This is a genomic window from Actinomadura barringtoniae, from assembly GCF_017573505.1.
In the GTDB taxonomy this organism is placed as follows: domain Bacteria; phylum Actinomycetota; class Actinomycetes; order Streptosporangiales; family Streptosporangiaceae; genus Spirillospora; species Spirillospora barringtoniae.
In genome coordinates this window covers 460,992-478,407 of sequence record NZ_JAGEOJ010000001.1, presented here as the reverse complement: position 1 = coordinate 478,407, position 17,416 = coordinate 460,992, and the positions used below count along the sequence as shown (strand labels likewise).

Below are 17,416 nucleotides of genomic sequence, written 5' to 3'. Positions count from 1 at the left end.
TCTTGGGCCGCTTCCTGATCCGCCGGGCGGCGACGGCCATCGCGGTCGTCGTCGCCCTCTCGGCGCTGTGCTTCGCGCTGCTCGACCTGGCGCCGGGCAGTCCCGCCGCCGACATCCTCGAGGCGCGTTCCGGCGGCCGCCCCGCCTCACCAGCCGCCGTGGCGGAGTTGGAGCATCAGATGGGTCTCGACGACCCGCTGCCGGTGCGGTACGGGCACTGGGTCGCCGGCGCGCTGCACGGCGACTTCGGCACCTCGTACGGCAGTGGGCGGCCGGTGAGCGAGATCCTGTCCGACACCGCGCCGTGGACGCTGCTGCTGACCGCCGTCGCCGTGCTCTTCAGCGTCGTCGGCGCCATCGGCGTCGGGCTGGCCGCCGCGCTCACCCGCCGCGCGTGGCTGCGACGCGGCATCGAGGGCGCGCTCTTCGCGCTGGGCGGCATGCCGGGCTTCGTGACCGCGCTGCTGCTCCTGTACGTCTTCGCCGCGTGGTGGCAGGTGCTGCCGTCGGGCGGGCTGGCGCGGCCGGGCGAGCCGGTGACCCTGGCCGTCCTCGTGCCGCATCTGGTCCTGCCCGCGCTCGCGCTGGCGTTCGGCCACCACTTCGGCACCTACGCGCGGCTCGTCCAGACCGGCGTCGGGCGGCTGCGGACCGCGCCGCACGTCGAGAGCGCGCAGGTGCGCGGCCTGTCCCGCTGGACGGTCACCACCCGGCACCTGCTGCGGCCCGGGTTCGTGCCGTTCGCCGCCCGGCTCGGCGTCGGCGTCGGCGGCCTGATCGCGGGCGCGTACGCCACCGAGATGATCTTCTCCTGGCCGGGGGTGGGACGGCAGGCCATCCTCGCCGCCCGCGACCAGGACTACGCCGTGCTGACCGCCGTCGTGCTGGTCACCGGCGTGATCGTGATCGCCGCCAACCTGATCGGCGATCTCGCGGTCGGCTGGCTCGACCCCCGCGTCCGCCTGAACGGAGCCGCCGATGGTCGCCGCTGAACGGGCCCGCCCGGGCTTCGCCGCGCTGCGGATCCGGGTGCGGCGGCCGGGCGTCTGGGCCGCCGCGGCCGTGCTGGCGCTGCTGATGCTCGCCGCCGCGTTCGCGCCGCTGTTCACCTCGTACGACCCGATCGCCACCGACACCTCCGCGACCGGCCTGGCGCCCGGCTCGCCCGGCCACCCGCTCGGCACCGACCTGCTCGGGCGCGACCTGCTCTCGCGGCTGCTGTACGGGGCGCGCACCTCGCTGCTGGTCGGCCTCGTCGCCGCCGCGATCACCGTGGTCATCGGGACCCTGCTCGGCGGGATCGCCGCCGCCGGCCCCCGCTGGCCGGACGAGCTGATCTCGCGCACCGCCGACGTCCTGCTGTCGCTGCCCATGCTGATCGTCGTGCTCGCGCTCGCCGCCGTCCTCGGCCCATCGCTCGGCACGGTCGTCATCGCGGTCGCCGTGACCAGCTGGATGCCGGTCGCGCTGACCGCCCGCGCCGAGCTGATCAGCCAGCGCGAACGGCTGTACGTGCGTGCCGCCTACGCCCTCGGCCTGTCCCGCGCCCAGGTGCTGCGCCGCCACCTGCTGCCCGGCGCGCTCCCGCCCGTCGCCTCCATCGCCGCGTTCGAGGTCGGGCACGCGATCCTCACCGAGTCGACGCTGAGCTTCCTCGGCCTCGGCATCCCGCCGAACCGGCCGAGCTGGGGCAACCTGCTCACCGAGGCGCAGGCGCACCTGCTGACCGGCGAGTGGTACACCGTCGCGTTCCCCGCCGCCTGCGTCGTCGTCACGATCCTCGCCGTGAACGTGCTGGCGTCCGCCGTCGCCGACCAGGAAGGGCGGGCCTGGTGAACGTTCTGGAGCTCCGCGACCTCACCGTCGACGTCCCGGGCCGCTCGGGTGCTGGGCGGCGCGTGGTGGGCGGGCTGTCCCTCGACGTCGCGGCGGGCCGGGTCGTGGCGCTGGTCGGGCCGAGCGGCTGCGGCAAGAGCCTCACCGCGCGGTCGATCGTGCGGCTGAACGATCCGTCCGTCGTGCGGGTCGGCGGCACGGTGCTGCTCGGCGAGACGGACCTGTCGGCCCTGAGCGCCCGCGAGCTTCGGGGGCTTCGCGGCGCCAGGGTCGGCTACGCCTTCCAGGACGCCCCCGGCAGCCTCAACCCCACGATCACCATCGGCCGCCATCTCACCGAGACCGTGCGGGCGCACGGCGCGGGCGACCCCCGCCGCCTGGGGGAGGCGGCGCTCAAACGATGCGGCCTGTCCGGGGTGTGGGACGTCCGGCCGTACGAGCTGTCGGGCGGGCAGGTGCAGCGGGCCGCGCTCGCCGTCGCGACCGTCCTCGAACCCGACCTGCTGATCGCCGACGAGGTCACCACCGCGCTCGATCCCGAGACGCAGGAGGAGGTGCTGGGCGCCATCCGCGCGCAGGCCACCGAGAACGGGCGCGGCGTCCTGCTCATCACGCACGACCTGGACGTGGCGGCGCGCTGGGCCGACGAGATCGCCGTCATGTCGGAGGGCCGGATCGTCGAGCGGGCGCCGACGGCGGAGCTTCTTGAGGCGCCGACGGCCTCGTTCACGCGGGATCTGCTGGCCGCCGCCCGGTTGGAGACGCGGATCGGCTCGCCTGGGCGTTCGGACGGCGAGGTGCTGCTGTCGGCGCAGGGCGTGCGGCGGGTGCTGCGCGGCCGGGGCCGTACGACGGTCGCGCTCGACGGCGTCGACCTGGACGTGCGCGCGGGCGAGGCGGTCGCGCTCGTCGGCCGCAGCGGTGCGGGTAAATCCACGCTCGTCGGCGTGCTGTCGTTGCTGGACCGGCCCGACTCCGGACGTGTCCTCGCCGACGGCCGCGACGTCTGGGGGCTGCGCGACCGCGAGCGGCGGGCGCTGCGGCGGGGGATCGGCCTGGTCTTCCAGGACGCGCTGGCCTCGTTCGACCCGCGCTACACGGTCGAGCAGATCGTGGCCGAGGCCCTGGGCGCGCGCGACGGGCTGGCGGCCCTGCTGGAACGCGTGGGCCTCGATCCGGCGAGCGGCCCGCGCCGCCCCGCGACGCTCTCCGGCGGCGAACGCCAGCGGGTCGCCCTGGCGCGTGCCCTCGCGACCAAGCCGCGGATCCTGCTCGCCGACGAGCCCACCACCGGGCTCGACGTACTGGCGCAGGAACGCATCCTGGCCCTGCTGGACGAGCTCCGGTGTGACGAGGACCTCGGCGTCGTCCTCGTCACGCACGACCGGCGGGTGGCCCGGCGCATCGCCGACCGCGTCATCGAGCTGCCGGGCGGGTAGCGGGACGCGTCGCGGGCTTGAACTTGAACGAGATGGCCTCCATCAGCGGCTTGTGCTTGGTCTTCTGCACGGCCGCGATCCGCCACCGGTCGCCGCCCTCCCGCACCACGGTGTAGGTGGCCGGCTTGCCGAGCTTCTTCGGCGTCTTCTTGGACACCTCGCCGCGGGTGACCACGACCGCGACGTCGGTGCCGTACCGGCGGATGTCGATGACCTCGACGGTCAGCCGCGTCCCCTTGAGGAAGCTGTCGAACAGCTCCTGGTGCGCGGCGCCGAGCTGCTCCGAAGATTTCTCTTCATCTAAGAAGGGATTAAGGATGGAGGGATCCTGCTGTCAACCCTGTGCCGTGAACGCGGCCTTGTGGGCCTCCGCCCAGGTGGCGAACGTGCGGGGAGGCCTGCCCAGGACGCGTGCGACGTCCTCGGTCACCATGGCGTTGCCGCCCTCCGCGACGAGGCGGGCCCCGGCGAGGGCGGTCTCGACGAAGGCCGGATCGAGGCCGGCGCCGCTCAACTGGTCGCGGTAGTCGGCCAGGGACTGCTCGACGACCGTGACGGGACGGCCGAGGACCCGGCCCAGCTGCTCGGCCATCTCGGGGACGCTGATGAGCTCCGGGCCTGTCAGCGTGTAGGTGCGCCCGTCGTGGTCGGAGGTGGTCAGCGCTCGCGCCGCCACCTCGGCGACGTCCTGCGGATCGATGACGCCCTGCGCGCCGTTCCCCATCGGGTTGGGGATCGGGACGCCCGCCTGGACGGCCGGCGCCCAGCGCAGCACGTTGGAGGCGAAGCTGGAGGGGCGGAGGATCGTCCAGGCCAGGCCGCTCGACCGGATCGCCTGCTCGCCCGCGAAATGCCAGCTGGTCACGGCGTCGTGGGTTCCGATCGCCGACAGCTTGACCACCTTGGGCACGCCCGCCGAACGCGCCGCAGCGAGCATCGCCTCGTCGTGCTGCGGGATCCAGGGGCCCGGAGCGCTGAGCATGAAGACCGCCGTGGCGCCCTGCGCGGCGGCCTTCAGCGAGGCGGGGTCGTCGAAGTCCGCGACCGCGACCTCCGCGGCGGGCGGGGCCTTCTCAGGGGTACGCGTCATCGCACGGACCTGCTCGCCGGACGCCTGCAAGGTCTCGACGAGTTCACGGCCGATGGTGCCGGTGGCACCGGTAATGAGGATCATGGATGTGAGCGTGCCAAGCTGGAGCAGGGCTTCTCTTGGAGAAATCGGCAGGGGGTGAGCGGTGGAGCTGATCGAGGACAGCCAGGACCTGAGCGGCGCGCCGGACCGGATCGTTCACATGCCCGACACCGCCACCGCGCTGGTGTTCCGCGACGGCGAGCTGGTCGTGGTCGGGCCCCGTACCCGCGCCGCCTACTTCGCCGGCAAGGAGCTTGAGGTCTGCGTCAAGGCGCGACTGCGTCCCGGGGTGGCCGGAGCCGTGCTGGACATGCCGGTCCGCGAGCTGGTCGACGGAACGATCCCGCTGTCGGCCCTGTGGGGCGACGCGGCGACCGACCTCGAACGGCGGCTGGTCAGGCTCGGCCGGGACTGCGAGTCCATCCGCGAATGCCTGGAAGAGTCTCTGGCGGCTCGCCTCCGGCCGACCGATCATGCCCGCCTGGCCCGTACGGCGGTCTCGGCCGTCTCAGCGCTGTCCGGCCCAGGGCGGCTGCCCGAGCTGGCGCGAAGCCTCGCGGTCAGCGAGCGGCAGCTTCGGTACGTGGTCACCGAGAACGTCGGCGTCCCGCCCAAGGCGGTCGCCCGCATCACCCGGCTGCGCAGCGCGCTCGGCGCCCGGCGGCACATGGACCTGGCGCAGCTCGCCGCAACGAACGGCTACTACGACCAGTCCCACATGACCGCCGAGTTCCGCAGCATGATGGGCGTGCCTCCCGGGGCGTTCTTCGCGGGCAGACTCCCGGCGCCTCAGCCCTGCTGAGCCCGAGCCGATCATCCCGCGTACCCTTCGGCGGGTGAACGAGATCGTGACGTTCGTCGAGATGACCGACCGGGACCAGCTCGAACCGGCCGCACCGGTCGAGGGGCTGGTGCTGGAGCGCACCGAGTGGGACGCGCGGGTGCCGGAGATGCTGGCCCGGGTCGGTACGCCGTACGGCTGGAAGAGCGCCCGGCGGACCGCCACCGAGTGGGAGACCTGGCGCGCCGGGAGCCCGCGACGGATGTACTGGCTGCTGGTCTTCGAGGGCGAGCCGATCGGGATCATCACCTACGAGCCCTATCCGGACGGCGATGTCGAGATCAGGAGCTTCGGCCTCGTCCCCGAGCGCGTCGGCACGGGGCTGGGATCGTACGCGCTGACCCTCGGCGTGCGGCAGGCCTGGGAGGTCATGCCGGACGTGCGGCGGGTGTGGCTGCACACCTCCTCGCTCGACCATCCGAACGCGCTGCCCAATTATGAGCGGCGAGGGTTCCGAGTGTTCAAGGTCGAGCAACGAGTGAGGGGCTCATGAACGAGAGCGTGTGGCGGGTTACCGGGGGGCCTCTGGTGGCGGGGGCTGGTGGTGGGCCGCTCGATGGGCTGAGTGTCGCGGTCAAGGATCTGTACGCGGTCGCGGGGGAGCGGATCGGTGCGGGTAACCCTGACTGGCTGGCCGGGGCGCCCGTCGAGACGGTGACGTCGCCGGTGGTGCAGGCACTGCTGGACGCGGGTGCCGATGTCGCCGGGATCGCGCAGACCGATGAGCTGGCGTTCAGCCTCACGGGGACGAACAGGCACTACGGGACGCCGCCCAATCCGGCTGCGCCTGGGCGGATTCCAGGCGGGTCGAGCAGCGGGTCGGCGTCGGCGACGGCGTTGGGGCTCGTGGACATCGGGCTGGGGACGGACACGGCCGGGTCCTGCCGGGCTCCGGCCTCGCACTGCGGGCTGTACGGGATCCGTACGACGCACGGGCTGATCCCCAAGGTGGGGGTGCTGCCGCTGGCGCCCTCGTACGACACGGTCGGGTGGTTCGCGCGGGACGCGGGCACGCATGACTTGGCTGGGGACGTCCTGCTGCCCGGGGGCGAGCCCGCGCCGGTGACCAGGTTCCTGGTCGCCGATGATGTCGTCGCGCTGGCCGAGCCCGACACGGTGGCGGAGTTCGAGAAGGCATGCGGGCGGTGGGACGTCGAACGCGTCGAGTCGCTGTGCGAGGGGCGGCTGGACGAGTGGTTCGCGGCGTTCCGCTCCCATCAGGCCTCCGAGGCGTGGGAGTCGCACGGCGCCTGGATCGACGCGCATCCGGGGTCGCTCGGGCCGGGTGTGACGGCGCGGTTCGAGGCGGGGCGCGGCATCGATGCGGAACGGCGGGCCGAGCTCGGCGAGGTCGTCGCGGGGGCGCGGGCGACGCTCCGGGCCGCGATTCCGGAGGGGACGGCGCTGCTGCTGCCGTGCGCGTCGGCGCCTGCGCCCATGGCGGGGTCGTCGATGGCGGAGATGGACGTCTACCGGGCGGCGACGCTGCGGCTCACCTGCCTGGCCTCGATCGCCGGGCTTCCCTCGGTCGTGATGCCGCTGCTGACCGTGGGCGGCCTGCCGACCGGGCTTTCTGCGGTGGGTGCGCCGGGGAGCGACCGTGCACTGCTCGACCTGGCGAAAGGGGCCTGACGGTCACACCTTGATGGAGAGGGTCTCCAGGGCCTGAACGAGCGGGGTCAGCTCGGGCAGGTCGGCGGCCTCCGCCAGCGCGGCGTCCAGAGCGGCGTTGTGGGTGGGGGCCGCTTCGTCGTGCAGGGCCCGGCCCGCCTCGGTCGCCTCGGCGTAGATCCCGCGGCGGTCCTCTTCTGAGAGCACTCGCGTCACCAGGCCGCGCTTCTCCAGGCGGGAGATCAGGCGGGTGGTGGCGCTCTGGCTGAGCACGAGCACGTTCGCCAGCTGCTGCATGCGGGTGTGAGGGCCGTCCTCGCCGCTCAGGTGATGCAGCACGCAGAACTCGTTGACGCTCAGGCCGTGCCGCTCCTGGAGCGCCTTCTCGATCTTGACCTCGATGCGGTTCTGCAGCGCCGCCAGCGTCCGCCAGCCCTGGGCGCGGGCCTCGGAATCGTGTTGTGACATGGCTCACGCCTCCTCGGGTTGCCCGATTTACATGCATATTCATATAGTCGGCGTGTGCAAGTAACAAGCGTCTGCAACTAATGCATGTGCCGGTTACCTGTTCACGCCCGTTATCTTACCCGAGGAGGGCTCACATGCCTCTCGCGCTGCTGGCGCTGGCGCTCGGTGCCTTCGGCATCGGCACCACCGAGTTCGTCATCGCCGGTCTGCTGCCCGATCTGGCGGCGGACTTCCATACCTCGATCCCCACGGCGGGCCTGCTGGTCTCCGGCTACGCGTTCGGCGTGGTGGTGGGCGCGCCGGTGATGACCGCGCTCGGCGCCCGATGGCCGCGCAAGAAGATGCTCCTGGCCGTCATGGTCCTCTTCGTCGCCGCCCATCTGCTGTCGGCGCTGGCCCCCTCGTACGGCGCGCTGATGGCCGGGCGGATCGTGGCCTCGTTCGCGCACGGCGCCTACATCGGCGTCGCGGCCGTCGTCGCCGCCGACCTGGTCAAGCCGGAGAAGCGGGCGACCGCCATCGCGATGTTCTTCACCGGGCTCAACCTGGCCAACGTGGTCGGGGTGCCGCTCGGCACGTTCATCGGCCAGAACCTCGGCTGGCGCGCGACCTTCTGGGTGGTCGGCGCGATCGGCGTGGTCGCCCTGGCCGGGATCGCCGCGTTCGTGCCCCGCGGCGCGCGTCCCCAGACCGGCGGGCTGCGCAGCGAGCTGAAGGTGTTCCGCAGCGGGCAGTTGTGGCTCGTGCTCGCGATGACCACGCTCGGCTGGGCGCCCGTCCTCGCCGTCATCACCTACATCTCGCCGCTGCTGACCGAGGTCACCGGGTTCTCGGCGGGCGCCGTCCCGGTCGTGATGATCGTGCTCGGCGTCGGCATGCTGGTCGGCGGCCCGCTCGGCGGCCGGTGGGCCGACCGAGCGATCATGCCCGCCATCTACGCCACGCTCGGCGGGATCATCGTGGTCGCGGTCGCGCTGCTGGCCACCTCGCACAACAAGGTCACCGCCGTGATCTCGCTGGCCCTGCTGGGCCTGATCGCCGCCGCGGCGATCCCGCCGCTGCAGACCCGCGTGCTGGACAAGGCGGTCGGGGCCGAGGCGATGGGCTCGGCCGCCAACGTCGCCGCGTTCAACCTCGGCAACGCGGTCGGGCCGCTGCTCGGCGGGCTGGCGATCGACGCGGGGCTCGGCTACACCGCGCCGCTGTGGGTGGGCGCCCTGCTCGGGGCCGCCGGCCTCGGCGTCGCGCTGGTCTCGGGCGCGGTCGACCGCCGTACGACCGCCGGGGTCAAGAGCCCGGCGGAGGCGCCGGTCACCGTCCGTGTCTAGGGGCGTCGGCCACCGTACGGTCAGCCCAGCAGGAACTGGGCCAGGGCGTCGCGGCCGGTGTGGCCGGGTTCGCGGTTCTGGATGGAGTGGGCGGCGCCCCTGACGACCACGAAGCGGGTGCCGGCTGGGCTGACGGCGCGTTCCTGTTCGGCCCACTCCAGCGGGGTGCTGAGGTCGTGGTCGCCGGTGAGGATCAGCGTGGGCAGGTCGGGCAGCCGGCCGCCGGGGTTGGAGTTCGGGGGCTCGGCCGGCCAGCGCAGGCAGGTCTGGACGCTGCTCTGGGCGAGCGCGACCGCCGGGGTGTACGGCCAGGCGGCCGACGCGGGCAGGGTGCGCGCGGTGTGGTCGAGGAACGGACGGCGGAGCCGGGTCGGGGTGGCCGAGGTGCCCCACGGGAAGCGCAGGTCCTCGCAGAGGGTGGCCGCGTGCAGGCCCGCGCTCAGCTGGCTCGCGGGCGTGCCGTCGGCCGGCGCGAACACGGCCTCGATGGCGTCCAGCCGGCGGGTGTCGCCGGCGACGGCCTGGTGCATCGCGCCGATGATGTCGCCTGGCAGGCCGCTGCCGGGGATCGGGTCCGGGTCGCGGTAGGTCGGGTCGAGGAACTCGTAGCCCACCACGTCACCGAACAGGGCCAGCCCGCCGGCCGGGGTGCGCCGCCGGACGAGCGTGGCGAGGTCCTGCGCCGGGTCGAAACCGCAGGCGGGCGCGGTCTCGCAGGCGGCCCGGAGCACCCTGGGCTGGGCGGTGAGCCCGACCAGGTTCAGGTCTCCGGCGACCGTCCAGTGGTGCGGGACGACCGAGTCCAAGACCAGCCGGGACACGTTCCGGGGATGGGCGATGGCGTAACGGGCGGCGGCGAAGGAGCCGTACGACACGCCGTCCACGGCCATGGTGTCCACGCCGAGCGCGCGCCGGACGTCCTCGAAGTCGCCGACGCTCTGGTCGGTGCCGTAGAAGCGCGCCCGGTCGCCGAGCAGGCGGCTGCACTCGTCCACCGCGTCGGGGGTGGCCGGGGCACTGTCGGAGCCGCTGACCTGAGCCTGCATCTTCGGGCAGTCGACGGCGCCGAGCGGGCCGGTGCCGCGCTGGTCCAGCATGACGAGGCGGTACTGCGCGAACACCTCGGGCATCCGCTCGGCGATGCGCCGGAGCAGGGCGACGCCCTCCTGGCCGGGGCCGCCGGTGAGGAACAGCAGCGTGCCCTTGGGCTCGGCCGGGCCGTCGGCGGCGCCGACCTGGAGGTCGAGCGTGCCGGGCGTGCGGCCGGAATGGTCGAGCGGGACGGTCAGCGTCCAGCAGGTGAAGCCCGGCTGCACCGCGCCGTCGTCGTCGCGGCACGGGTGCGTGTCGTGGAGCCCTCGGGTGGTTTCGTGGAGCCCTCGGGTGGTGGCCTGGAGCTCTCGGGCGGTGGCGTGCGTTGCGGGCGCCGGCGCCGCGACGGCGAGGCCGCAGCCGAGGGCGGCGAAGGTACGGCGGACATTTCTCATCGCTGACTCCCACGGGGTGGGGAAGGACCGGCACTCATGCCCCCGAGGACGGATGCCGGCCACGGCCCTGCCGGGTGACGGGACGCGCTCACCCTAGGAGCGGTCCCTGGGCGGCGGCGGGGCCCGCACGGCGAACGGGAGCGGGGGAGGGACGAACGGGAGCGGCGGTCAGTTCGGCAGGCCGAGCGCGGCCCGCACCTGGTCCCGGTAGGCGCGGCCGGAGATGAGGCTGTTGCCGGAGGACAGGGTCAGCCGCATCTCCCCGTGGGCGAGGATCTCCAGCTCTTGGATCCGGTCGATCCGAACGATGGCCGAGCGGTGAATCCGCAGGAACTCCGCGGAACCGAGCCGCTCCTGGAGCTTGGCCAGGGTGCCGCGGACCAGGTGCGAGCGGGTACCGGCGCTGATGCGCAGGTAACCGTCCTCGGCCCGGACGTAGTCGATCGAGTCCAGGTCCAGCAGCCGGATCCGCCCGCCCATCTCGACGGGCAGCCGGTTCAGCGCCGGGGCGGCGGTCCGCCGGGCCAGCCGGTCGCGGACGCGGTCGAGCGCCAGGTCGAGCCGGTCCCGGCCGTACGGCTTGAGCAGGTAGTCGACCGCGTCGACCTCGAAGGCGCGGACGGCGTGCCGGCTGAAGGCCGTCACGAACACGACGGCCGGGTCGTGCTCGCCCCAGATCGCGTCCAGGATGCCGAACCCGTCGCCCTCGGGGAGCTGGATGTCGAGGAATACCAGGTCGGGCCGGTGCTGGTGGAGGGCGGTGAGCGCCGTGGCGGGCGAGCCGCACCCGGCGAGCAGGTGGACGTCCTCGTGGCCCGCCAGCATGCGCTGGAGCCGCCGCCGGGCCGGGGGCTCGTCGTCGACGACCAAAGTCTTGATCATGTCCCCGCCGTCCCCGCCGTCCCCGACGCGCGCGCCGTCCCCGCCGTCCCCGCCGTTCGCAGCGGCAGCCGGACGATCGCGGCGACGCCACCGCCGGGCCGCGGCTCGACGCTGAACCGGTGCTCCGCGCCGTACATCTGGACGAGCCGGGCGCGGGCATTGGCCAACCCGACCCCCGTGCGCGGCCGGCCGGGCGGCAGCCCGACACCGTCGTCCGCGACGACCAGCCGCAGCCAGGATCCCTCCGGCCGGGCCGTGATGGTCACCGTGCCCGGCGCGTCGCGGGGGGAGATCCCGTGCCGGACCGCGTTCTCCACCAGCGGCTGGAGCAGCAGCGGCGGGACCAGCGCGTCCAGCGCTCCGGGGTGGAGCCGCCAGTCCACCGCGAGCCGGTCCTCGAACCGGGCCTCCTCGATGTCCACGTAGGCGGACAGGACCTCCAGGTCTTCGCGCAGCGGCACCTCCAGCGAGCCGTCATGCTCCAGCGACCGCCGGAGCAGGGCGCTCAGCCGCACGACCATCTCCTCCGCGCGCGGCGGGTCGTCATGGACGAACGAGGCGATGGTGTTCATCGCGTTGAACAAGAAGTGCGGTCGCACCTGCGCCCGCAGCGCCTGCAACTCGGCCCGGGTCAGCTGCTTCCGGGCCCGCGCCAGCTGCTCGCGCCGCCGCCGGTGCTCGACGAAGTAGTAGACCGCGTGGGCCACTCCGACCCACTCGACGTACATCGCCAGATAGGCCCCGAGGTTGCGGAGGTACTCATCGACGAACCCCTGCGCGGGAGGCAGCCAGTGCAGCAGCGGATCGAACAGGAACATCCGTCCGCTGAGCCAGCAGAGCGCGACCAGGTAGCCCGCCAGGTGGACCAGGACGGCGCGCACCATGTGGGGACGCCTCACCGGGAACCGCATGGTGAGCAGATACACGCCGATGTTCACCGGGATCCACGTCAGCGAGGACGCCATGGTCTGCGCGAGGCCCAGCCAGACGCTGTGCGCCCCGTCCGCGTAGTCCTTCCACCACCCCAGCGCGTCCACCAGCGCGAGGAGCGACACGACCGCGGTCCAGATGCCGAAGACGCGTCGATCCACGCCCGTACCGTAACGACCCCCGCCCGCCGCCGCCAGGCCACAATCGGCCGCGCCTCCGCTGCCCGGGACACCACCGCGGCCGCCTGAGCCGACGCGGGAGGAACAGGGTTCAGAGGGACGACAGGGCGCGTTGCAGGAAGGCGCGTTCGGCGGCGTTCTCGGTGAGGGCAAGGGCCTGTTCGTAGGCCTTCGCCGCCTCCGGGGCGCGGCCGAGGCGTCGCAGCAGGTCGGCACGGATGGCGTGGAACAGGTAGTAGCCGCCGAGGTCGAGGCCGTCGACCAGCGCGAGCGCGGCCTGCGGGCCCTCGACCTCGGCGACCGCCACCGCCCGGTTGAGCGCCACGACCGGGGTCGGGGTGAACGCCATCAGCTGGTCGTACAGCACGATGATCTGCGCCCAGTCGGTGCCGGCGGCGGTCGCGGCGTCGCTGTGCACGGCGTTGATCGCCGCCTGGATCTGGTAGGGGCCGGGGCTGTCGCGCCGCAGGCACCGCCGTACGAGCTCCTGGCCCTCGGCGATCAGGTCGCGATCCCACAGTGAGCGGTCCTGGTCGGCCAGCCGGACGAGATCGCCCTCGGGTGACGTACGGGCGGCACGGCGCGAGTCCTGGAGCAGCATGAGCGCCAGCAGCCCGGTCGCCTCCGGCTCATCCGGCATCAGCGCGGTGAGCGTGCGGCCCAGCCTGATCGCCTCGGCGCACAGGTCGGCGCGCAGCAGGTCGCCGCCAGAGCTGGCCGCGTAACCCTCGTTGAAGATCAGGTAGAGCACGGCGAGGACGCCGCGCAGGCGTTCGGGCAGGTCGGCCTCGTGCGGCACGCGGTACGGGATCCCGGCGCCCGAAATCTTGTTCTTGGCCCGCACGATCCGCTGCGCCATCGTCGGCTCGGGCACCAGGAAGGCGCGCGCGATCTCGGGGGTGGTGAGCCCGCCGAGCAGCCGCAGCGTGAGGGCGACCTGGGCGGGCCGGGCGAGCGCCGGATGGCAGCACGTGAAGATCAGCCGCAGCCGATCGTCCTGGATCGCGCCCTCCTCGACCGGCTCCGGCTCCTCCTGCGCGTGCAGCTGCGCGGCCTCGGCGTGCTTGCCGTCGCGGGCGGACTCGCGCCGGACCCGGTCGATCGCGCGGTTGCGGGCCGTGGTGATGATCCACCCGGCCGGGCTGGGCGGCAGGCCGTCCTCGGGCCAGCGCCGCAGCGCCACGGTGAACGCCTCCTGGACGGCCTCCTCGGCGAGGTCGATGTCGCCGAAATGGCGGACCAGCACCGCCACCGCCCGCCCGTACTCCGAACGGAAGACCGCCTCGACCTCCGCGGCTCCGGGCTGAGCGCCGGGTTCGCTCATGGGCCGCCCTGGACCTCGCGGACCTCGATCCAGAGCGGTGACAGCACGGCGGCCAGCCTGCGGCCCCACTCCAGGGCGGCGTCCTCGCCGTCCGCCTGGATGATCGTGAACCCGCCGACGTGCTCCTTGCCCTCGGTGAACGGGCCGTCGGTCGTGAGAAGCTCGCCGTCCTTCTTCTGCACCACGGTCGCGGCCTGCGCCGGAAGCAGCCCGGCGGAGAAGACCCACGCGCCCGACGCCCGCATCTCCTCGTTGAGCACGGCCAGGTCGCGCATGATCGGGTCCAGCACCTCGGGCGGCGGCGGGTCGCCGTCGGGCTGGTAGATGGTCAGCATGTACTGCTTCACGATCGATCCTCCACGGGGCCGGAAAAAGCATTATGAGGTGGCCGGACCCGGTTTGTAGTGTCGGTCCATGGTGTCACTGGAGCAGCTGCTCGCATTCTCCGCCATGGCCACGGCGATCATCCTCATTCCCGGCCCGGCGGTTCTGTTCGTGGTGGGCCGCGCTCTGGCGCACGGCCGCCGCTCGGCCCTGACCAGCGTGGTCGGCACCGAGGCCGGGGCGCTGACGGCGGCCGCCGCGGTGGCGTTCGGTCTCGGGACGATCGTCGAACGCTCGGTGCTGATCTTCAGCGCGGTGAAGCTGGTCGGCGCTGCCTACATCGTCTACCTGGGCGTCCAGGCCATCCGTCACCGGCGATCGCTGGAAGGCGCGCTCGGTAACGCCGACGGCGTACCGGAGGGCGGGCGTGCGTTCTGGCAGGGGTACGTGGTCGGGGTGAGCAACCCCAAGGCACTGGTGTTCTTCGTGGCCGTGCTGCCGCAGTTCGTGGACCGTGGCGCCGGTCATGTCCCGCTGCAGATGATGATCTTCGGTGCGGCGTTCTCTCTGATCGCGCTGTTCTTCGACGGCCTCTGGGGTCTGGCGGCGGGCGCCGCCCGGTCCTGGTTCGCGCGCTCGCCGCGCCGCCTCGCCGCGGTCGGCGGAACGGGCGGCCTCATGATGATCGTCCTTGGTGTCACGGTCGCGGCGACCGGCCGCAAAGAGTAGGCGCGGCCCGCCCTGACCCAGGCTGTCAGCGGATTCCGCCGCGCGTGAGCAGGGTGCGGAGGCGGTGCGGGGTGTCCGCGCCGCCCGCCGCGAGCACGAGGCCGTCGGCGTCGGTGACGACGGCGTACGGCGGCCAGCGGATGTCGTTGGCGTCGTAGACGTCCGGGTCGACCACCAGCGGCAGGTCGATGCCGTGCGCCGCCAGGTGCGGCCGTACGACGTCCTCGTCCACCGCGCTCACCAGGATCACGCGGGCCCTGCCCGCCGTCTTGGCGAACGAGGACAGCATGGCCGTGCAGGTGCCGCACGTCGGCGAGATGAGCGCGAACACCGTCGGCGCGCCGAACCCCGCCTTCACGGCGAAGCGGTCGCCGGTGCGCGGGCCGGGCGGCGCGGGATCGTGCGGCTCGGGAACGCCGGGACGCGGGCGCGGCACCGCCGCGACCAGGGCGAGGAAGGCCACCGCGAGCATCGGCTGAACGGGGGAGAACGCTGCGTCCCCGGCGACCGCGGCCATCACCGCCAGCAGCAGGAGCAGCGCCGTACGGGTGATCGAGGCGGCGCCGACCGGGCTGGGGCGGCGGGCCGAGCCGAAACAGCCGCAGTCGATCTCCATGCCCCGGCGCAGCACCGACGCCATCGCCACCAGGAACGCCGCGAACAGCGCCGCCGCGAGCACCGCGCCCCAGCGCCGCGTCACCGGCACGGCCAGCAGCACCGCCGTGCCGGTCTCGGAGGCCAGCACCCCGACGGCGGCGGCCCGCGTCAGCCGTTGAGGGATGATCTGGTACGCGTCGATCGCCATCGCGAAGCCCGGGACGTCGCGGACCTTGCTCACCACGGCGACGACCAGCACCACGATCACCGCCGGGTACGCCGACGCCAGGACGGTCACGAGGCCGCCGCCGGTGAGGCGCCGTTCTGGAACGCGGAGGCCTGCAGCCGGTAGAGATCGGCGTACTGGCCGCCCTCGGCCAGCAGGCTGTCGTGCGTGCCCTGCTCGGCGACGCGGCCGTGGTCGAGGACGTAGATGCGGTCGGCCATGCGGACGCTGGCCAGGCGATGGGTGATGAGCACGACCGTGCGCCCGTCGGCGTGCCGCCGGATGCGTTCGAAGAGCGCGTGCTCGGCGCGGGCGTCCAGCGCGGACGTCGGCTCGTCGAAGATGACCAGGGCGGCGTCGCGGTAGAAGCCGCGCGCGGCGGCGATGCGCTGCCACTGCCCGCCCGACAGGTCGTGGCCGCCGCGGAAGCGCCGGTCCAGGAGCGCGTCGTACCCCTCGGCCAGCCCGGCGACGACACGGTCGGCGCCCGCCGCGGTGGCGGCGGTGCCGAGGCGGTCCTCGTCGAGGGGGCGGCCCATGACGATGTTCTCCCGGACGGTGAGGGGCCAGCGGGTGTGGTCCTGGGCGATCACCGAGACGCGGTGCCGGAGGGCGTCGCCGTCGAGGTCGGCGAGATCGGTCTCGTCCCAGTGGATCGTTCCCGCGTCAGGACGATAGAGGCCCGCGAGCAGCTTGGCCAGGGTGGTCTTGCCGGAACCGTTCTCGCCGACGAGCGCGATCACCTCGCCGCGGCCCACCCGGACGCTCACGTCGGTGAGCGCGGGGCCGGCCGCGCCCGGGTAGGTGAAGGTGACGCGGTCGGCCGTGAGCTGGCCGAACCCGTCCGCGGGCGGCTCGGCGGTACGTTCCGGGCCGGTCCTCTCGGCGGCCAGCGCGCGGAAGTTCAGGTAGTCGCCGAAGTACAGGCCCGCCTCGTACAGCTTGTTGAGGCTCTGGATCATCGCGGCGAGCGAGGTCTGGCCCGCCTTGATGGACAGCACCGCCGCGCCGGCGACCGACAGCGGGATCACGCCGCCCGCGAGCAGCCCGCCGAGCGCGCCGTACACCGCGACGGTCGCGACGCCGGTGAGCAGGTCGCCGGCGGCCTTGGCCCCGGCCTGGCGGCGGGCGACATCCAGCTGGACGCGCTGCTCGAGGTCCGCGACGCGGTCGTACTCGCCGAGCAGGAAGCCGCGCAGCGTGAACGCCCGCACCTCGGCGGCGGGCTGCCGTTCGGCCATCAGGTCCGACAGCATGAACTTGCGCCGCCGCGCCGCCGACAGCCGGTAGAACGCCGCGTACCGCAGCCGCGCGGTGCGCAGCGCGGCCCATCCGGCGGGCACGGCCGTGACCAGGAGCAGCGGCATCAGGACCGGGTGCAGCAGCCCGAGCGCGACGGCGGGTGCGGCGAGGCCGACCGCGCCGGTCAGCACGGTGATCGTCATCTCGACGACGGTGGCGGTGTCGGGCACGCCGTTGTCGCGGGCGCGGCGCATCGCGTTGTGGAACTCGTGGTCGTCGAACGCGGTGAGCTCGACCTTGGTGGTCAGCTCGAACAGGCGCGTCTCGGCCTGCCGTTCGACCTGCGGCTTGAGCCGGGCCTGCGCCCAGCCCGCCGCCGACAGCAGCACGCCGCGCAGCCCGGCGGCGGCGCCGACCAGCGCGAGCGAGGGCAGCGCGTCGCGCACCCGGCCGGGCGTCGGCCCGGCGGCGAACAGCGACGCGAGCACGCTGGAGGTCGCCAGTAGCCCGAACGCGGTGAACACCCCGGCCAGCAGGTTGCCGCCGAGCGCCACCGCGGTGTCGCGGCGGCTCGCCTGCCAGGCGAGGCGGACGGCGGCCGAGACCAGCGCGGGCAGGCGGCGGAGCATGGTCCCCAGCCCGGCTTTCAGGAGTTCCTCGTCGTGGCTTTCCCAATAGGTTATTTCGAGCCCGGACCGTTCGTCGTCCAGGACGGGGTCGGATTGGGCGGGGGATCGCCGAAACACCGGGCCAATGTAGATCACTCCCGAGTGGAAGTAAACGCTCGTTCCGGAAATTCGCCGGTGACAGATGACTGTCTGGACAGCCCGTTGATCGCGTG

Annotated in this window: 18 protein-coding genes; 8 read left to right on the top strand and 10 right to left on the bottom strand. The window is 73.3% G+C overall.

Features of this window, described 5'->3' with window-relative positions; translation table 11 throughout:
* Positions 1 to 2 precede the first annotated feature (2 nt).
* From J4573_RS02095 to J4573_RS02085, 3 genes are read left to right on the top strand one after another with little or no spacing between them, the layout of a single operon-like run.
* Complete coding sequence (locus tag J4573_RS02095) at positions 3 to 992, top strand: ABC transporter permease (protein ID WP_243772297.1); 990 nt, start codon at positions 3 to 5, stop codon at positions 990 to 992.
* Positions 979 to 1,836, top strand: a complete 858-nt coding sequence (locus tag J4573_RS02090) for an ABC transporter permease (protein WP_208253457.1) — start codon at positions 979 to 981, stop codon at positions 1,834 to 1,836. Before J4573_RS02095 ends, J4573_RS02090 begins: the two co-directional genes overlap by 14 nt.
* Positions 1,833 to 3,275: an ABC transporter ATP-binding protein gene (locus J4573_RS02085; RefSeq protein WP_208253456.1), complete on the top strand. Its 1,443-nt coding sequence runs from the start codon at positions 1,833 to 1,835 to the stop codon at positions 3,273 to 3,275. Before J4573_RS02090 ends, J4573_RS02085 begins: the two co-directional genes overlap by 4 nt.
* On the opposite strand, the gene J4573_RS02080 is transcribed toward J4573_RS02085, so the two are convergent.
* Positions 3,253 to 3,594 (bottom strand): SgcJ/EcaC family oxidoreductase, encoded by a 342-nt coding sequence (locus J4573_RS02080; protein WP_208253816.1) that lies wholly within the window; start codon positions 3,592 to 3,594, stop codon positions 3,253 to 3,255. The genes J4573_RS02085 and J4573_RS02080 overlap by 23 nt on opposite strands.
* 15 nt (positions 3,595 to 3,609) lie before the next feature.
* The gene (locus J4573_RS02075) at positions 3,610 to 4,449 is read right to left on the bottom strand and encodes an NAD(P)H-binding protein (RefSeq protein WP_208253455.1); all 840 of its coding nucleotides are present in this window, start codon (positions 4,447 to 4,449) and stop codon (positions 3,610 to 3,612) included.
* Positions 4,450 to 4,510: 61 nt separating this feature from the next.
* On the opposite strand from J4573_RS02075, the gene J4573_RS02070 reads away from it, so the two are divergent.
* From J4573_RS02070 to J4573_RS02060, 3 genes are read left to right on the top strand one after another with little or no spacing between them, the layout of a single operon-like run.
* Positions 4,511 to 5,209 (top strand): AraC family transcriptional regulator, encoded by a 699-nt coding sequence (locus J4573_RS02070; RefSeq protein ID WP_208253454.1) that lies wholly within the window; start codon positions 4,511 to 4,513, stop codon positions 5,207 to 5,209.
* A gap of 34 nt (positions 5,210 to 5,243) precedes the next feature.
* Positions 5,244 to 5,741, top strand: a complete 498-nt coding sequence (locus J4573_RS53560) for a GNAT family N-acetyltransferase (RefSeq protein WP_208253453.1) — start codon at positions 5,244 to 5,246, stop codon at positions 5,739 to 5,741.
* Positions 5,738 to 6,880 carry an amidase gene (locus J4573_RS02060; protein ID WP_208253452.1) on the top strand — a complete coding sequence of 381 codons (1,143 nt, stop codon included), beginning with the start codon at positions 5,738 to 5,740 and terminating at the stop codon, positions 6,878 to 6,880. The genes J4573_RS53560 and J4573_RS02060 overlap by 4 nt, the downstream gene beginning before the upstream one ends.
* Positions 6,881 to 6,883: 3 nt before the next feature.
* Here the strand turns inward: J4573_RS02060 and J4573_RS02055 are convergent, their stop codons facing one another.
* Positions 6,884 to 7,327 carry a MarR family winged helix-turn-helix transcriptional regulator gene (locus J4573_RS02055; RefSeq protein WP_208253451.1) on the bottom strand — a complete coding sequence of 148 codons (444 nt, stop codon included), beginning with the start codon at positions 7,325 to 7,327 and terminating at the stop codon, positions 6,884 to 6,886.
* A gap of 134 nt (positions 7,328 to 7,461) precedes the next feature.
* Between J4573_RS02055 and J4573_RS02050 the strand changes: the two genes are divergently transcribed.
* Complete coding sequence (locus J4573_RS02050; RefSeq protein WP_208253450.1) at positions 7,462 to 8,655, top strand: MFS transporter; 1,194 nt, start codon at positions 7,462 to 7,464, stop codon at positions 8,653 to 8,655.
* A gap of 20 nt (positions 8,656 to 8,675) precedes the next feature.
* Here J4573_RS02050 and J4573_RS02045 read toward each other — a convergent pair whose 3' ends face one another.
* The 5 genes from J4573_RS02045 to J4573_RS02025 form a co-directional block, all read right to left on the bottom strand.
* Positions 8,676 to 10,142, bottom strand: a complete 1,467-nt coding sequence (locus J4573_RS02045; RefSeq protein WP_208253449.1) for an alpha/beta fold hydrolase — start codon at positions 10,140 to 10,142, stop codon at positions 8,676 to 8,678.
* A gap of 168 nt (positions 10,143 to 10,310) precedes the next feature.
* On the bottom strand, positions 10,311 to 11,024 hold the full coding sequence (locus tag J4573_RS02040; RefSeq protein WP_208253448.1) for a LytR/AlgR family response regulator transcription factor: 714 nt from the start codon (positions 11,022 to 11,024) through the stop codon (positions 10,311 to 10,313).
* The gene (locus J4573_RS53555) at positions 11,021 to 12,115 is read right to left on the bottom strand and encodes a sensor histidine kinase (protein WP_208253447.1); all 1,095 of its coding nucleotides are present in this window, start codon (positions 12,113 to 12,115) and stop codon (positions 11,021 to 11,023) included. The genes J4573_RS02040 and J4573_RS53555 overlap by 4 nt, the downstream gene beginning before the upstream one ends.
* A 109-nt stretch (positions 12,116 to 12,224) precedes the next feature.
* Positions 12,225 to 13,457: an RNA polymerase sigma factor gene (locus J4573_RS02030; RefSeq protein ID WP_208253446.1), complete on the bottom strand. Its 1,233-nt coding sequence runs from the start codon at positions 13,455 to 13,457 to the stop codon at positions 12,225 to 12,227.
* A complete protein-coding gene (locus J4573_RS02025) occupies positions 13,454 to 13,804 on the bottom strand; it encodes a YciI family protein (protein ID WP_208253445.1) in 351 nt (116 codons plus the stop codon). The genes J4573_RS02030 and J4573_RS02025 overlap by 4 nt, the downstream gene beginning before the upstream one ends.
* Positions 13,805 to 13,871: 67 nt before the next feature.
* Here J4573_RS02025 and J4573_RS02020 point away from each other — a divergent pair, with 67 nt between their 5' ends.
* Positions 13,872 to 14,510 (top strand): LysE family translocator, encoded by a 639-nt coding sequence (locus tag J4573_RS02020; RefSeq protein ID WP_208253444.1) that lies wholly within the window; start codon positions 13,872 to 13,874, stop codon positions 14,508 to 14,510.
* 25 nt (positions 14,511 to 14,535) lie between these two features.
* On the opposite strand, the gene J4573_RS02015 is transcribed toward J4573_RS02020, so the two are convergent.
* Both J4573_RS02015 and J4573_RS02010 read right to left on the bottom strand, forming a co-directional pair.
* Positions 14,536 to 15,405: a peroxiredoxin family protein gene (locus J4573_RS02015; RefSeq protein ID WP_208253443.1), complete on the bottom strand. Its 870-nt coding sequence runs from the start codon at positions 15,403 to 15,405 to the stop codon at positions 14,536 to 14,538.
* A complete protein-coding gene (locus J4573_RS02010) occupies positions 15,402 to 17,321 on the bottom strand; it encodes an ABC transporter ATP-binding protein (protein WP_307796452.1) in 1,920 nt (639 codons plus the stop codon). The genes J4573_RS02015 and J4573_RS02010 overlap by 4 nt, the downstream gene beginning before the upstream one ends.
* Positions 17,322 to 17,416: the final 95 nt, after the last annotated feature.

Bases quoted from the DNA above. Each gene is read 5' to 3' on its own strand.
- J4573_RS02045 (WP_208253449.1), bottom strand. From the start codon at position 10,142: ATGAGAAATGTCCGCCGTACCTTCGCCGCCCTCGGCTGCGGCCTCGCC.
- J4573_RS02055 (WP_208253451.1), bottom strand. From the start codon at position 7,327: ATGTCACAACACGATTCCGAGGCCCGCGCCCAGGGCTGGCGGACGCTG.
- J4573_RS02040 (WP_208253448.1), bottom strand. From the start codon at position 11,024: ATGATCAAGACTTTGGTCGTCGACGACGAGCCCCCGGCCCGGCGGCGG.
- J4573_RS02030 (WP_208253446.1), bottom strand. From the start codon at position 13,457: ATGAGCGAACCCGGCGCTCAGCCCGGAGCCGCGGAGGTCGAGGCGGTC.
- J4573_RS02060 (WP_208253452.1), top strand. From the start codon at position 5,738: ATGAACGAGAGCGTGTGGCGGGTTACCGGGGGGCCTCTGGTGGCGGGG.
- J4573_RS02090 (WP_208253457.1), top strand. From the start codon at position 979: ATGGTCGCCGCTGAACGGGCCCGCCCGGGCTTCGCCGCGCTGCGGATC.
- J4573_RS02020 (WP_208253444.1), top strand. From the start codon at position 13,872: ATGGTGTCACTGGAGCAGCTGCTCGCATTCTCCGCCATGGCCACGGCG.
- J4573_RS02075 (WP_208253455.1), bottom strand. From the start codon at position 4,449: ATGATCCTCATTACCGGTGCCACCGGCACCATCGGCCGTGAACTCGTC.
- J4573_RS02050 (WP_208253450.1), top strand. From the start codon at position 7,462: ATGCCTCTCGCGCTGCTGGCGCTGGCGCTCGGTGCCTTCGGCATCGGC.